Source organism: Enterobacter genomosp. S, assembly GCF_001631805.1.
Taxonomy (GTDB): Bacteria; Pseudomonadota; Gammaproteobacteria; order Enterobacterales; family Enterobacteriaceae; genus Enterobacter; species Enterobacter quasihormaechei.
Genome location: NZ_LVVA01000019.1, coordinates 288908 through 302644 on the forward strand (window position 1 = coordinate 288908; position 13737 = coordinate 302644).

The following is a 13737-nucleotide window of genomic DNA, read 5'->3' on the forward strand; positions in this document are numbered from 1 at the left end:
CAGATTTGTGATTTGCGTCCTGGAGATACAGAGTGGGTAATAATTTGATGCAGACGGATCTCTCCGTTTGGGGCATGTACCATCATGCTGACATCGTAGTTAAGATTGTGATGATCGGCCTGATTCTGGCGTCCGTGATCACCTGGGCTATCTTCTTCAGCAAGAGCGCCGAACTTCTTTCACAAAAACGTCGCCTCAAGCGTGAGCAGAAGCAGCTGGCAGAAGCCCGCTCTCTGGATCAGGCTTCTGATATCACCTCATCCTTCCATGCGAAAAGCCTGACTACCCTGTTAGTGAATGAAGCTCAGAACGAGCTGGAACTCTCCGCAGGCAGTGAAGATAACGAAGGCATTAAAGAGCGTACCGGCTTCCGTCTGGAGCGTCGCGTTGCAGCCGTAGGCCGTCATATGGGCCGCGGCAACGGCTACCTGGCGACTATCGGCGCCATCTCCCCGTTTGTCGGCCTGTTTGGTACCGTCTGGGGCATCATGAACAGCTTTATCGGCATCGCCCAGACGCAGACCACTAACCTTGCGGTCGTCGCGCCGGGTATCGCAGAAGCGCTGCTGGCAACGGCTATCGGTCTGGTTGCCGCTATCCCGGCGGTGGTTATCTATAACATCTTTGCGCGCATGATTGGCAGTTACAAAGCCACGCTGGGCGACGTTGCCGCGCAGGTTCTGCTGCTGCAAAGCCGCGACCTGGACCTGAACGCCAGCGCCGTTAAGCCGGTGCATGCGGCCTCCAAACTGCGCGTAGGTTGATTGTATGGCAATGCGTCTTAATGAAAATCTGGACGATAACGGTGAAATGCATGAGATCAACGTGACGCCGTTTATCGACGTCATGCTGGTTCTGCTGATTATCTTTATGGTTGCCGCGCCGCTGGCGACGGTGGACGTGAAGGTGAATCTGCCTGCGTCCTCCAGCCAGCCGCAGCCGCGTCCGGAAAAGCCTATCTACCTGTCGGTGAAGGCTGATAAATCCATGTTCCTGGGCAACGATCCGGTGACGGATGCCTCGGTTATTCCGGCGCTGGACCAGCTGACCGGCGGCAAGAAAGACACCACCGTCTTCTTCCGCGCGGATAAAACCGTCGATTACGAAACCATGATGAAGGTAATGGACACGCTGCATCAGGCGGGTTATCTGAAGATTGGTCTGGTCGGCGAAGAGAAAGCGGCCGCGAAGTAAAACGAAGGCGAAGCCGCCTTCCGTGCCGGGTGGCGGCTTCGCCTTACCCGGCCTACATTTTCAGGCTAGCGCCGCTGGGCGAACCACGTTGTCAACAGTCGGAAGATGCTGTTGACGCCTCTTCATCAAGCGCCACGCAGGTGACGTTTGATGTGTGATAGTTGCCTTCCGAGAGTTTACGGGTCAGGCGCAGGGTGGCGGTTTCGCGTGCCAGCAGGTACTGATAGCTCGCCTCCAGCCGCCCGAGGATCTTCTCCTTCAGCTCAGGGCGCTGTTCAATAATGGCGTTCATCACCGCGCCGTAAATTTCCTCTTTGACCTGCAAGGCATAAATCTCCCGGCGGTTCTGCCATTTCAGGCGCACCAGCGTGGCCGGAATTGAAATTAAATCCTGCGTAATTCGTGTCATCTCGTCATTTTTTATCTTTTTGAGGGCGTCGAGATTTTGCTTTAAGATAAATTCATCGCTTTTCTTATCATCTAAAGTCAAATAAACGTTATTACCGGTATCATTATTCACGTTAATCTTCCCCCAGCTGATAAAAAATGGGATTGTTTTTTTCACGCGTAATTAAATTAAGCCAAATTTCATTGCCCGCTTCATTTATTTGCTGCGTTTTCTCGGCCATTATTTGACTTAAAGTCTGGGCATCTATTTCCCCTTCGGCCTGTAAATCATTCAGCAGATGAACCAAAGCTTCAATCTTGATGGCCCGAAATAAACGTTCTTTTAAATGGCGATCGTGCTCTTCCAGTACCATATTACGGGATTTGCCGGTGCGCGAAACACCAATTAATATGTCGGCTTCGTAGTCGGAGAGTTTTCTTTTTCCTTGAGTGAAATTCGCCTCTTTATCTGCTTCCGTCGAAGGCTGTTCCACAGGCGAAATGTGGTACTTTGCCGGGACAAGATTGTCGGGCAGCATTTTAATTTCCTTTAATTTCAAAAGGGTGGGGTTGGAAAAAGGGTGAGATTCGTTGACAATAACATGAGGCAATTTTAAAATCAAAAAAAATGGAGCCTACCCATGAACAGCATTTTTTTTACGGTCATAACGTTACTACTACTGACCGCTGGCGTGCTTTTATTGATGCAAGAGTTCAATAGAACGAAAGTGTCAAAAGACGTCAGTGAACCGCCGCAGCCTGAATTGATGTCCAAAGAGGAGGGGGAAGATCATTTCTCCGTATTGATGAACGCCGTGACGCCGGTGTGGTACTGGCGGGTGAATCACGAATATATCGATTTTCTTCATGCGACAATTAAGCGGATGAAAATGTCCGACATTAATGACACGCCCGGCCTGTTCGATGCGCAGCGCCGCTGTAGCGACCTTAATTCCGCCGTCTATAAATATTATGACAATATCAAAAAGCGCTGTCTGAATGGTGAGAAGGTGTCGTACTCCGATTTGGACGTATTAAATTTGCGCCAGTGTTTTCGCGAGTTTAGCCTGGAAGCCTACCCGGAACTGGTTGCGCTGGTCTGGCCGGAGTATGCGCGCCCGGATGTAGATCCCAACGAAGTGTAGTTGAGATATACTGAGCGCTGGTTTCGTTTGCAGACAGGATTTTATGGAACGCTTTTTTGAAAACGCAATGTATGCCTCTCGCTGGCTGCTCGCACCCGTCTATTTTGGTCTTTCCCTGGCGCTGGTCGCTCTGACGATCAAGTTCTTCCAGGAGATTTTCCACGTCCTGCCAAACATTTTCTCCGTGGCAGAAGCCGATTTGATTCTGGTTCTGCTGTCGCTGGTGGATATGACGCTGGTGGGTGGATTACTGGTGATGGTGATGTTCTCCGGTTATGAGAATTTCGTCTCTCAGCTTGATATCGCCGAGCATAAAGAAAAGCTCAGCTGGCTGGGGAAAATGGACGCCTCCTCGCTGAAAAATAAAGTCGCGGCGTCAATTGTGGCGATTTCGTCTATTCACCTGTTACGCGTTTTTATGGACGCGAAGAACGTCCCGGACAATAAGCTGATGTGGTATGTCATTATCCACCTGACGTTTGTGCTGTCGGCGTTTGTGATGGGGTATCTGGATAAGATCAGTAAGAAATAAATTCACCGCGCCCCTCACTCTAACCCTCTCCCTGTGGGAGAGGGCCGGGGTGAGGGCAGCAGGCGCGCTATTTATCCGACGACGCCTGCCACAAATTCAGTTCACCGTCCGCCACGTGCTGGTCAATCCGCGTCAGTTCATCTTCGGTAAAGCGCAGGTTATTCAGCGCCTGCACGTTCTCTTCCAGCTGCTCCGGGCGGCTCGCACCAATGAGCACCGACGTTACGCGCGCGTCTTTCAACAGCCAGCTTAGCGCCATCTGCGCCATCGTCTGCCCGCGCGCGCGCGCCATTTCATTCAGCAGACGAAGGCTACTCAGGTTAGCTTCCGTCAGCATGTTCTCCGTCAGGCCGCGCACTTTCTTCCCTTCGCGCTGCATGCGTGAACCGTCCGGAATACCATTCAGGTATTTACCGGTCAGCAGGCCCTGCGCCAGCGGGGTAAAGGCGATACAGCCCGTTCCGTTTTTCTCCAGCGCGTCCAGCAGGCCAGTTTTGTCGACCCAGCGGTTAAGCAGGTTGTAAGACGGCTGGTGGATCAAAAGCGGGATCTTCCACTCGCGCAGCAGTTCGGCCATCGCCGTCGTGCGTTCCGTGGAGTAAGACGAAATGCCGACATACAGCGCTTTTCCGCTCTGCACCGCGTGTGCCAGCGCGGCGGCGGTCTCTTCCATCGGCGTGTGTTCGTCAACGCGGTGAGAATAGAAAATATCCACATACTCAACGCCCATGCGTTTCAGGCTCTGGTCGAGGCTGGCGAGCAGATATTTACGTGAACCGCCCGAACCGTACGGCCCTGGCCACATGTCGTAGCCCGCTTTGGTGGAGATAATCAGCTCGTCGCGATAACCGGCAAAATCTTCCCGCAGCAGGCGGCCAAAATTCTCTTCAGCGCTGCCCGCAGGAGGGCCGTAGTTATTGGCAAGGTCAAAATGGGTAATGCCGAGATCGAAGGCTTTACGCAGCAGCGTACGCTGAGAATCGAGCGCCTGAACGTGACCGAAGCTGTGCCACAGGCCCAGCGACAGCGCCGGTAAGCGCAGGCCACTTTTGCCGCAGTATCGGTATTGCATATTTTCGTATCGGCCGGAGTAAGGGTGCCAGGACATGATGTCTCCTTTCTTATCGGTGAATTTTCGAAACAGCGTTTTTATTCTAAGCCTATCAAATCATAAATCGTGGAGATAAGCGATGACGTGCCTGACTGCCAAAAATTTTCCGCGCGAGCTGATTGATTACGATGGCTATTATGCCCACGCTATGACCAGCCCGAAGCCGAGCTGGATGGTCGAGAACGTTAAGCTGATTTAAAAAGCATCTGGAATAATAAGCACTGCTTAAATAAATCATCACAAGGGGTTATCTTTTCCCCTGTTCCTGCCGATAACGAGGATGGCACTCGCCTCTGGGCGAATTCACCCTCACGGCAAGGAACACTCAATGAATATGCTTCGTAATTTCACCATCCGTTTCGTCATGCTGACGATACTGGGGATCTTTTGTGTCATGTGGGCGGGCGTAGGGCTTTACAGCACCTGGTCTCTGTCCCGCGTTTCTGATGGTAACGACGTTGACCGTCATCTGGTCCGGCAAATGACGGTATTGAGCCAGGGTAACGATCAGTATTTTCGTTTTGTCACCCGCCTGAGCCGCGCGATGGACGTTAAAGCGGCGGGCGGCACGCCGGACCTGGCTTCCGCCCAGCAGGCTCTGGATAACATGAGCAAAAAGCTGGCGGAGATGAAGGCCATCTCCCCGGGCCCGATGGATGAAAAGGTCTCTGCGCAGGTCATTTCCACCTGGCAGGCGCTGCTCGATGGGGGCGTTACGCCGCAGATGGCGCAGGCGAAGCAGGCGACGCTCGAAGGCTATCGTCAACAGGCCAACAACGTCACGCCGCCGCTGAGCCGCGCGTTTGGCGCCGCGGTTGAGAACTTTAACAATTCTGCGGTGACGGCGCTCGACAGTACGCGCGTGGTGGTCGACAGTCTCACCAGCATGACCCGGACGGTGATCGTTACCGCCACGATCGTCGGTCTGCTGATCCTGCTCTTCACCGACCGCTACCTGGTGGCGCTGCTGGTGAAGCCGCTGGAACGCATCCGCCAGCAGTTCCGCCAGATTGCGCAGGGCGATCTCAGCCAGCCGATTGAGCCCATTGGCCGCAACTGCGTGGGCCAGCTGGTGCCGCTGCTGAGCGCCATGCAGGACAGCCTGCGTGAGGCGGTCAGCACCATCCGTTCCGGCAGCGAGAATATCTGGCGCGGGGCAACGGAGATCTCCAGCGGAAATAACGATCTCTCTTCGCGTACCGAAGAGCAGGCCGCTGCGCTGGAAGAGACGGCGGCGAGTATGGAGCAGCTTACCGCAACGGTGAAGCTGAACGCCGAAAGCGCACGCCAGGCCAGCCAGCTGGCGGACATTGCCTCCGGCACGGCCAGCCGCGGCGGTTCGCTGGTCGACGAGGTCGTCACCACCATGAGCGGCATCTCAGCCAGCTCGAAGAAGATTGCTGAAATCACCTCCGTGATTAACAGTATCGCCTTCCAGACCAACATTCTGGCGCTTAACGCCGCGGTCGAGGCGGCCCGGGCAGGGGAGCAGGGGCGTGGCTTTGCGGTCGTTGCGGGTGAGGTGCGTAATCTGGCCAGCCGCAGCGCGAACGCGGCAAAGGAGATCGAAGGGCTGATTGCAGATTCCGTTTCCCGCGTGGCGCAGGGGGCGCAGCTGGTGAACGATACCGGCACGACGATGGAAGCCATCCTGCGGGACGTGACGGAGGTGACCGTCATTATGAAGCAGATCGCCACCGCGTCAGAGGAGCAGAGTAAAGGCATTTCGCAGGTGGGCGTGGCCATCACCCAGATGGACGGCGTGACCCAGCAGAACGCCTCGCTGGTGGAGCAGGTTTCCGCCGCCGCCGCCGCACTGGAGCGGCAGACTGAAGAGCTCCAGCGCTCAGTGCAGAAGTTCCGTCTCTCCGCGTAACATCATCGCGTCAGGCCGTCACTGGCGGCCTGACGTTTATCGCTCTGAATAATCTGTGTCACCTGCGACAGCTGGCCGATTTTCACTTCACTTGCCCGCATAAGTTTACTTTTATCGATCAGCAGCAGCGACTGGCTGGCGCGGCTTAACAGCAGCGCCTTAAAGCCCGCGTTGTGCTCGGACGGATCCCAAAGGACGCCATGCTCATCGACCCCTTCACACGAGAAGATAAACAGATCGATCTCCAGCCCTTTTAGCTGCGTCACCAGCGCCGGATTAACATAGCAGCGATACTTACGCTCAAGCGTTCCGCCGGAACAGATAAGCGTGATCCGCTCGCGCTTCGCCATCTCGTGGCAGATAGGCAGGCTATTGGTAAACACGGTGAGTTCAATATCCGGAAGCTGGCGCGCCAGATGAAAGCAGGTCGAACTGGCATCAAGGGCAATGGTCATCCCTTCGCTGATCCAGCCTAGCGCGTGGCGGGCAATATCGGCTTTGTCGGCATAATGGCTTTTCAGCCGTGCGCCAAAGGGTTCACCGCTGTCGCGGCTATCGGGATGAATCAGACGCGCCCGTCCGTGCTGACGCAGGAGCTTCCCCTGCTGCTGCAACGACTTCAAATCCCGGCGGATTGTCTCTTTACTGACGGAGAGCTTCTCAGCCAGCACATCGGTGGTCAGCCAGTCGCTTTTACTCAGCAAAGCGATAAGGCGCTGCTGTCGGGTTGCTTTCAGCGTCTGGTCTGACATACGAGGTTCCTTGCGCACGCGTGCTGACTCACTTTTCTCATCGCAGAAGAAGGGCGGCGAACCGCCCGGTCATCCGTCAGGCCTGACGTTTATCTTCCGTCTGGGTATCGAAGTCGCTCGCTGAATGGCGCTCATGCAACTGCTCGCTCAGCTCGCCGTTGGTGCGGTTAACGATGCGCCCGCGTTTCACCCCAGGGCGATTCGCCACATCTTTTGCCCAGCGCTGCACGTTGGTGTACTTCCCGGCGTCGAGGAACTCGGCGGCGTTGTAAACGCTGCCCAGCGCCACGCAGCCAAACCACGGCCAGATCGCCATATCGGCGATGGTGTACTCTTCGCCTGCCACGTAGCGGCCGCGCGCCAGCTGTTTGTCCAGCACGTCGAACAGGCGTTTAGCTTCCATGGTGAAGCGATCGATAGCGTACTCAATCTTCACCGGCGCGTAGTTGTAGAAGTGGCCGAAACCGCCGCCGAGGAACGGGGCCGCGCCCTGTAACCAGAACAGCCAGTTCAGGGTTTCCGTTCGACCTGCCGGATCTTTTGGCAGGAAGTGACCAAACTTTTCGGCCAGATAGAGCAGGATATTGCCGGATTCAAAGACGCGCGTCGGCGGGGTGGTGGAGTGGTCACGCAGCGCCGGGATCTTCGAGTTCGGGTTCACGTCGACAAACCCGCTGGAGAACTGATCGCCCTCACCGATGCGGATTAGCCATGCGTCGTATTCCGCGCCCGTCACGCCCAGCGCCAGCAGCTCCTCCAGCATGATGGTAACTTTCTGTCCATTCGGCGTACCCAGAGAGTACAGCTGGAGCGGGTGCGCGCCCACGGGGAGCTCTTTCTCGTGCGTGGCGCCCGAGACGGGACGGTTGATATTGGCGAACGCGCCGCCGTTATTCTGTTTCCATTCCCACACTTTCGGTGGCTGATAGGTATTTTCGGACATGTTGGCCTGCCTTTTTGGTGTTGTGTTGAGGCAGTGTAGCAGGAGATATAGGAACCGTTTAACGATGCGAGCGTAATGGTCAGGGCGGGTGTATGATAACGCCACCTCTGTCAGTTAATTACAACGTGCAGACGACGACAACCCCACAAAAAATTGCCGCCTGCCTGTTTTAGGTTGGACACATGCGTAAAGGAACGTTAAGCGGTGACGCACCCTTCGGGTCGTTATTAGGTTATGCGCCGGGTGGCGTGGCGATTTACTCTTCAAATTATGGCAGTCTCGATCCGCGCCACTACCCGGAAGACGCGGAGTTTCGCAGCTATATCGGCAACGAATACATGGGCCATAAATGGCAGTGCGTTGAGTTTGCGCGCCGCTTCCTGTTTCTCAACCACGGGTTTGTCTTTACCGACGTCGGGATGGCGTGGGAGATCTTCTCTCTGCGTTTTTTACGCCAGGTGGTGAACGACAATATTCTGCCGTTACAGGCCTTTGCCAATGGCTCGAAGCGCGCGCCGCAGGCCGGGGCGCTGCTTATCTGGCAAAAGGGCGGTGAGTTTCAGGAGACCGGACACGTGGCCGTCATCACCCAACTGCTGGACGACAGGGTGCGCATTGCGGAGCAGAACGTTATCCATGCTCCGCTGCCGCTGGGGCAGCAGTGGACGCGCGAGCTGCGTCTGAGCGTTGAAAACGGCTGCTATACGCTTCATGACACGTTCAGCGATACCGAGATCCTCGGCTGGATGATCCAGACGGAGGAGACTGAACACAGCATTCCTCAGCCGGAGATCGACGGTGAGCTGCTGAAAATCAGCGGCGCGCGGCTGAAGAACAGCCGTCAGTTTGACGGGAAATGGCTCAATGAAAACGACGCCCTGCAACAGGCGTACGTTCGCGCCAACGGCCACGTTATCAACAACGATCCCTGCCAGTACTTCACCATTACCGAAAGCGCCGAGCAGGAGCTGATCAAAGCCACCAACGAACTGCACCTGATGTACCTCCACGCCACCGACAAGGTGCTGAAAGACGACAATCTCCTCGCACTTTTCGACATCCCGAAAATCCTCTGGCCGCGCCTGCGCCTCTCCTGGCAGTGGCGTCGTCACCATATGATCACCGGTCGTATGGATTTCTGCATGGATGAGCGCGGCATCAAGGTTTACGAGTACAACGCGGATTCCGCCTCCTGCCATACCGAGGGCGGGCTCATTCTCGAAGAGTGGGTGAAAAACGGCTATCGCGGCACCGGCCACAATCCGGCGGAAGGCTTGCTGGAGGAGCTGACCGGCGCCTGGAAGCACAGCCACGCGCGGCCGTTCGTGCATATCATGCAGGACAACGATACTGAAGAGGATTACCACGCACTCTTTATTCAGCGCTCGCTGATCCAGGCCGGGTTTGAAACCAAAATCCTCCATGGCCTGGGCGCGCTGAGCTGGGATGCTGCCGGGCAACTGATTGATGATGAAGGCCGTCACGTCAACTGCGTATGGAAAACCTGGGCATGGGAAACGGCGATTGAGCAGATCCGCGAGGTGAGCGAAACCGAGTACGCCGCCGTGCCTATCCGCACCGGACACCCGCAGGGTGAAGTACGACTGATCGACGTCCTTCTGCGCCCGGAAGTGCTGGTCTTCGAACCGCTGTGGACGGTGATCCCCGGTAACAAGGCGATTCTGCCGGTGCTGTGGCAGCTGTTCCCGAACCACCGCTATCTGCTGGATACCGACTTCGGGGTGAACGACCTGCTGAAGCAGACCGGTTACGCCGTTAAGCCTATTGCCGGGCGCTGCGGGAGCAACATCGACCTCATCAGCGCTCAGGATGAGTTGCTGGATAAATCCAGCGGCAAGTTTGTCGATCGTAAAAATATCTATCAGCAGCTGTGGTGCCTGCCGAAGGTTGACGGCAAATACATTCAGGTCTGCACCTTTACCGTGGGCGGGAACTATGGCGGAACCTGTCTGCGCGGGGATGAGTCGCTGGTGGTGAAAAAAGAGAGCGATATTGAGCCGCTGATTGTGGTGAAGGATAAGTAATTCATACCCGCGACAAAAAGCCCCCGCCGGATAACCTGCGGGGGCTTTTTCTTACGCTTCTTCCTCGTCCTGCTGTTCGCTAATCTTGAGATCAATGATGCGGCCGATCTGGTCATGATAGACCGTCAGCAGGTTGTACTGGCTCATCTCCGAGATAAGCTGCGGTGAAACGTCAAAGCTTCTGGCAAGCTCGTCATGGTGCAAATAGCCCGCACGACGGCGTCTTACGTGGGTACGTCGACGATTGTACTGATACCATAAAATCAGCAGCCAGCCGTTGAGTACGGCGAGCAGCAAATAAATTAGCACCGTGTTAAAAGAAGCAATGATGTCTCCCCACCGGTACTCGCTCTCTTCAGTTAACTGCATCCACAGCCGGGCATACAGAAAAAACAGAAATCCTCCCCACGCCAGCAGCGTTAACGCGGTATCGAAAAGGCGTGGGAGTAGCCGGTGTTCAGTCAAAATTAAGGTATTTTCGTTCATTGAAGACGTCCTTTTCCCCGGTCCGGGCTGATCCAGCGTGCGCGTGCGCGCTGGCGCTTAAGCATAACTTTTGGAAATGCAACAAGGGTGGTGAACAGGCCAATCATCCAGTAGACCATCGGGAACCAAATCACCCAGAAAAGCGAGCTCGCCACTTTTCGCTCGTACCGCCGCTCGATGTACAGGCTGACAAGGAACTGCATCAGGCACATAACGCCCAGCAATAGCCCGGTAAACGCCGGTGGAAAGAGGGTTTCAACGGTCAGGTTGGCGGGCACCGGCGCGACATGGCTGATGAGGAATAACAGTACCGTCACCGCGTAAGCAAACGCCCACAGCGTTGACAGCGCGTACTCCATAAACAGGGGCCACATGCGATGGTGTTCCCAGCGCACTATTCTGCGAAGGTTGACCAGAAACACCTCCGCGCCGCCCTGCGCCCAGCGCAGACGCTGTTTCCACAGGCCTTTGAGGGTCTCCGGCATCAGGATCCAGCACAGCGCCCGCGGCTCGAAAAAGATATCCCAGTGGCGCAGCTGGAGCTTCCAGCTGATGTCGATGTCTTCCGTGATCATGTCCGGACTCCAGTACCCGACGTCCGCCAGCGCCTGGCGGCGAAAGGCGGCGATCACGCCCGAGACGGTAAAGACCCGGCCATAGATCCGCTGCGTCCGTTTGATAAGCCCAATGATGGATGAGAACTCGCCCACCTGAATACGGCCAATCAGCGTCGAGCGCGTGCGAATGCGCGGGTTCCCGGTGACGGCCCCAACGTGGGGATACTGGATCAGCGGCGCCACCAGATACGCCGCCGTGTCGCGGTCAAGCAGGGCGTCGCCGTCAATGCAGACCAGCAGATCGCCACGGGCCGCCGCTGCCCCGGCCTTGAGCGCAACGGCTTTCCCCTGGTTCTCCGCGAGGTTAATCACCCGCAGGCGCGGCTGCTCCAGCGCGAGCTGGTGCAGCTCCCGGGCGGTGTTGTCGGAAGATCCGTCGTTAATGGCGATAACTTCAATATTTTCATACCGCTGAGCCAGCGCTGCACTGATGGTCTCTCTGGCATTTCTTTCCTCGTTGAAGCAGGGAATAAGGATGGAAATTAACGGCTCACCGGCGAGCATCGGGGCTGGCGTTTCTTTGCCCCACGGCCAGCGTCGTTCGAGCTGAAACCAGAAGTAGAGACCGCCGGTTATCCACAATACGGACATGAACAGCGGCCAGAAGAACACAAAATCCAGGATCAGCTCGCCGGTAAACAGGGCGGCAACGCCTAATGGCAGCCCGAACACCAGACATAAAATAGAGAATGCGATAATGCGATCAGTCATTGTCAGGATACCAGTAGGAAGATAATTCAGGCCTGATGCGGGACATAGCAGGCTGGTTGTTAATGAAATCGTCGGGGTAGTAACCGTAGTTTTTTACGCCGTTCAGCTGGAGCACGCGCATCCACTCCACCAGACGTTCGTCGGGAACGGGGCGTTGCGGTGTTTGCGACCAGTCTCTCGCCTGGAGTTCAAAAATGGTCTTATTGAGCGCGCCGGGCCGCGCGGCGACGGCTTTAACCAAACGCGTAAGCCATGCATTGCTCTCTTCTACCGGGACGGACTCCATCAGGGGCATTGCCATCGGTACCGTCCAGTCATAGGCTGCCAGAAAATCATCAAGATTCTGCGCAAACCACGCTTCGCTTTCGGGTTGCAGAATGGGCAAGACGAACATATTCCGCGCGGTTTTAATTTGCGGACCACGAATGTCCTTTACCGCCTGGCTTAAGGCCTGGGTAAACCCAATAAGCAGCTGGCTCCTCTGGCGCGCGGTATCCTGCCCGGCATCGTCAACGTCCGTCAGCACCGCATCGTCATGGAACACAATCCCGTTGAAGCTGGCATGCCGGGCTAAATCTTCATAGATTTCCGTCACCTGCTGGCGAACCTGCGGGTTCCATGGCGAAAGCCTGATATAGGGATCGGTGGCCTCGTGCAATGCCCCTGTCTGACGATCCCGACGCTGAACGCGCGGCAGGGAAGGATCGAGATCGAACGAGAGCACCGGCATCCACGCGAAGACCTTCACGCCCGCCCGGGTCTGGAGCTGCCAGGAGACAAAATTAAAGAGATCGGCCCGAACCGGAAGCCGGCGGTTGGGGAAATAGAGCGCTTTGATTTTGCCGTCGCCCTGCGGGTCGGCAAAGGCCTGGAGGAAAACATGGCTTATTTTCATGTCGTAGACCCGCTGGACCAGCTTGTTGATATTCTGGGCCTGCTGAGCCGGGTCGGGATCGTAAACGTAGTCGAGATCGACGTGCATGACGCGCACGGGATCGTGCTCCTGGATCTGGCTGACCGTACTGGCAAAGGTTTTGAGCGAGGGATTCCCGGCAATCAGCAGGCGGGGAATGCTGCTGAGATTGCCCACGTCGCCCAGTCCGTCCTCCAGGGTAAAGGCCAGCCGGTAGCCCTCTTTTTTGGCAATAGACAGTGACGTGCCGTTGGCTGCTCCGTACGGCCAGACCCAGGCGCGCGGCGCTTTCCCGGTTACCTGAGTTATTTTATCCGTCACCTTGCGCACGTCATCGCCGATCCGCTGGCTGAACTGTGCGTCAGTTTCATAGCGCCCCGTCGCTTTATCATAAAAGCGGCTGGCGATGGCCGGTTCACGGCTGCCCTGCGGGTTGGCCGGAATGCCGTAATGTGAGGCCCAGGTATGCGCGCCGATTTCAACCAGCGGGGAGCGGCTTAACTCGCGCACCATGTCCCACGTCGCGAACCGATCGCGGGGCGTCATCAGACCGCCGAAGTTAACCTTTTGATTTGACGGCGTATCCACCCAGCTGCCCACCGGCGCCCACAGCGCAGGAACGTTCCATGCCTGAAGCAGCGGCCAGACGCGGGTATAAAAGCTGCTGTAGCCATCGTCAAAGCTGAGCAAAACGGCTTTCTGCGGCAGCGTTTTCTTTCCGTCATGGGCATCAAGAATGTCCTGCACGCTGATGGCGTGATAGCCGTTATGCAAAAGCCAGCTAATCTGCTCGTTTAACGCGCTGGTGCGAACGGAGAGGTAGCGCTGATCGGCAGCATCATCTTCAACGTCGTGATAGGCGAGCACCAGAAACTGGTTTTTCGGCCAGGGTTTGCTTGCCTCCTGCTGCGGCCTCTCTTTGGGCGCAATAAACGAGATCGCCTGCGCGTAAACGCTCGCACTGAGGCAGAGACAGGCGGTGAGTAACAGTCTCACTGAAAAACGTGTGTTCAGCATAGTCATCC

Annotated in this window: 14 protein-coding genes; 6 read left to right on the top strand and 8 right to left on the bottom strand. The window is 56.2% G+C overall.

Annotated elements, in window-relative coordinates:
- Nucleotides 1–32 precede the first annotated feature (32 nt).
- Together exbB and exbD are read left to right on the top strand one after the other, a co-directional pair.
- The gene (gene exbB / locus A3466_RS14865) at nucleotides 33–764 is read left to right on the top strand and encodes a tol-pal system-associated acyl-CoA thioesterase (RefSeq protein ID WP_063451187.1); all 732 of its coding nucleotides are present in this window, start codon (nucleotides 33–35) and stop codon (nucleotides 762–764) included.
- A 4-nt stretch (nucleotides 765–768) separates the two neighbouring features.
- Nucleotides 769–1194, top strand: a complete 426-nt coding sequence (exbD, locus tag A3466_RS14870) for a TonB system transport protein ExbD (protein ID WP_001251472.1) — start codon at nucleotides 769–771, stop codon at nucleotides 1192–1194.
- 91 nt (nucleotides 1195–1285) lie between these two features.
- Here exbD and A3466_RS14875 read toward each other — a convergent pair whose 3' ends face one another.
- Both A3466_RS14875 and A3466_RS14880 read right to left on the bottom strand, forming a co-directional pair.
- Nucleotides 1286–1714 (bottom strand): hypothetical protein, encoded by a 429-nt coding sequence (locus A3466_RS14875; RefSeq protein ID WP_063451188.1) that lies wholly within the window; start codon nucleotides 1712–1714, stop codon nucleotides 1286–1288.
- A gap of 1 nt (nucleotide 1715) precedes the next feature.
- Nucleotides 1716–2120, bottom strand: a complete 405-nt coding sequence (locus A3466_RS14880; RefSeq protein ID WP_063451189.1) for a hypothetical protein — start codon at nucleotides 2118–2120, stop codon at nucleotides 1716–1718.
- Nucleotides 2121–2222: 102 nt separating this feature from the next.
- Between A3466_RS14880 and A3466_RS14885 the strand changes: the two genes are divergently transcribed.
- Nucleotides 2223–2726 (top strand): ESA_00282 family adhesion-associated protein, encoded by a 504-nt coding sequence (locus A3466_RS14885; RefSeq protein ID WP_063451190.1) that lies wholly within the window; start codon nucleotides 2223–2225, stop codon nucleotides 2724–2726.
- Between the two features lie 43 nt (nucleotides 2727–2769).
- Nucleotides 2770–3258, top strand: a complete 489-nt coding sequence (locus A3466_RS14890; protein ID WP_003862473.1) for a TIGR00645 family protein — start codon at nucleotides 2770–2772, stop codon at nucleotides 3256–3258.
- Between the two features lie 67 nt (nucleotides 3259–3325).
- Here the strand turns inward: A3466_RS14890 and A3466_RS14895 are convergent, their stop codons facing one another.
- Nucleotides 3326–4366: an aldo/keto reductase gene (locus tag A3466_RS14895; RefSeq protein ID WP_063451191.1), complete on the bottom strand. Its 1041-nt coding sequence runs from the start codon at nucleotides 4364–4366 to the stop codon at nucleotides 3326–3328.
- 331 nt (nucleotides 4367–4697) lie between these two features.
- Here A3466_RS14895 and A3466_RS14900 point away from each other — a divergent pair, with 331 nt between their 5' ends.
- Nucleotides 4698–6245 (top strand): methyl-accepting chemotaxis protein, encoded by a 1548-nt coding sequence (locus A3466_RS14900; protein ID WP_063451192.1) that lies wholly within the window; start codon nucleotides 4698–4700, stop codon nucleotides 6243–6245.
- Nucleotides 6246–6247: 2 nt separating this feature from the next.
- On the opposite strand, the gene fucR is transcribed toward A3466_RS14900, so the two are convergent.
- The gene (gene fucR, locus A3466_RS14905; protein WP_063451243.1) at nucleotides 6248–6982 is read right to left on the bottom strand and encodes an L-fucose operon activator; all 735 of its coding nucleotides are present in this window, start codon (nucleotides 6980–6982) and stop codon (nucleotides 6248–6250) included.
- Nucleotides 6983–7073: 91 nt separating this feature from the next.
- Nucleotides 7074–7940 carry a glutathione-dependent disulfide-bond oxidoreductase gene (gene yghU / locus A3466_RS14910; protein ID WP_063451193.1) on the bottom strand — a complete coding sequence of 289 codons (867 nt, stop codon included), beginning with the start codon at nucleotides 7938–7940 and terminating at the stop codon, nucleotides 7074–7076.
- A gap of 182 nt (nucleotides 7941–8122) precedes the next feature.
- On the opposite strand from yghU, the gene gss reads away from it, so the two are divergent.
- Nucleotides 8123–9985, top strand: a complete 1863-nt coding sequence (gene gss / locus A3466_RS14915; RefSeq protein ID WP_063451194.1) for a bifunctional glutathionylspermidine amidase/synthase — start codon at nucleotides 8123–8125, stop codon at nucleotides 9983–9985.
- A 51-nt stretch (nucleotides 9986–10036) separates the two neighbouring features.
- Here gss and pgaD read toward each other — a convergent pair whose 3' ends face one another.
- The 3 genes from pgaD to pgaB are packed head-to-tail and all read right to left on the bottom strand — an operon-like array spanning nucleotide 10037 to nucleotide 13729.
- Nucleotides 10037–10471 (bottom strand): poly-beta-1,6-N-acetyl-D-glucosamine biosynthesis protein PgaD, encoded by a 435-nt coding sequence (gene pgaD / locus A3466_RS14920; RefSeq protein WP_063451195.1) that lies wholly within the window; start codon nucleotides 10469–10471, stop codon nucleotides 10037–10039.
- A complete protein-coding gene (gene pgaC / locus A3466_RS14925) occupies nucleotides 10468–11799 on the bottom strand; it encodes a poly-beta-1,6-N-acetyl-D-glucosamine synthase (RefSeq protein ID WP_063451196.1) in 1332 nt (443 codons plus the stop codon). Before pgaC ends, pgaD begins: the two co-directional genes overlap by 4 nt.
- Nucleotides 11792–13729 carry a poly-beta-1,6-N-acetyl-D-glucosamine N-deacetylase PgaB gene (gene pgaB / locus A3466_RS14930; protein WP_063451197.1) on the bottom strand — a complete coding sequence of 646 codons (1938 nt, stop codon included), beginning with the start codon at nucleotides 13727–13729 and terminating at the stop codon, nucleotides 11792–11794. Before pgaB ends, pgaC begins: the two co-directional genes overlap by 8 nt.
- Nucleotides 13730–13737: the final 8 nt, after the last annotated feature.

Excerpts from the sequence above, each read along its gene's own strand:
- exbD (WP_001251472.1), top strand. The coding sequence starts at position 769 with ATGGCAATGCGTCTTAATGAAAATCTGGACGATAACGGTGAAATGCAT.
- A3466_RS14880 (WP_063451189.1), bottom strand. The coding sequence starts at position 2,120 with ATGCTGCCCGACAATCTTGTCCCGGCAAAGTACCACATTTCGCCTGTG.
- A3466_RS14885 (WP_063451190.1), top strand. The coding sequence starts at position 2,223 with ATGAACAGCATTTTTTTTACGGTCATAACGTTACTACTACTGACCGCT.
- A3466_RS14890 (WP_003862473.1), top strand. The coding sequence starts at position 2,770 with ATGGAACGCTTTTTTGAAAACGCAATGTATGCCTCTCGCTGGCTGCTC.
- A3466_RS14895 (WP_063451191.1), bottom strand. The coding sequence starts at position 4,366 with ATGTCCTGGCACCCTTACTCCGGCCGATACGAAAATATGCAATACCGA.
- A3466_RS14900 (WP_063451192.1), top strand. The coding sequence starts at position 4,698 with ATGAATATGCTTCGTAATTTCACCATCCGTTTCGTCATGCTGACGATA.
- yghU (WP_063451193.1), bottom strand. The coding sequence starts at position 7,940 with ATGTCCGAAAATACCTATCAGCCACCGAAAGTGTGGGAATGGAAACAG.
- gss (WP_063451194.1), top strand. The coding sequence starts at position 8,123 with ATGCGTAAAGGAACGTTAAGCGGTGACGCACCCTTCGGGTCGTTATTA.
- pgaD (WP_063451195.1), bottom strand. The coding sequence starts at position 10,471 with ATGAACGAAAATACCTTAATTTTGACTGAACACCGGCTACTCCCACGC.
- pgaC (WP_063451196.1), bottom strand. The coding sequence starts at position 11,799 with ATGACTGATCGCATTATCGCATTCTCTATTTTATGTCTGGTGTTCGGG.
- pgaB (WP_063451197.1), bottom strand. The coding sequence starts at position 13,729 with ATGCTGAACACACGTTTTTCAGTGAGACTGTTACTCACCGCCTGTCTC.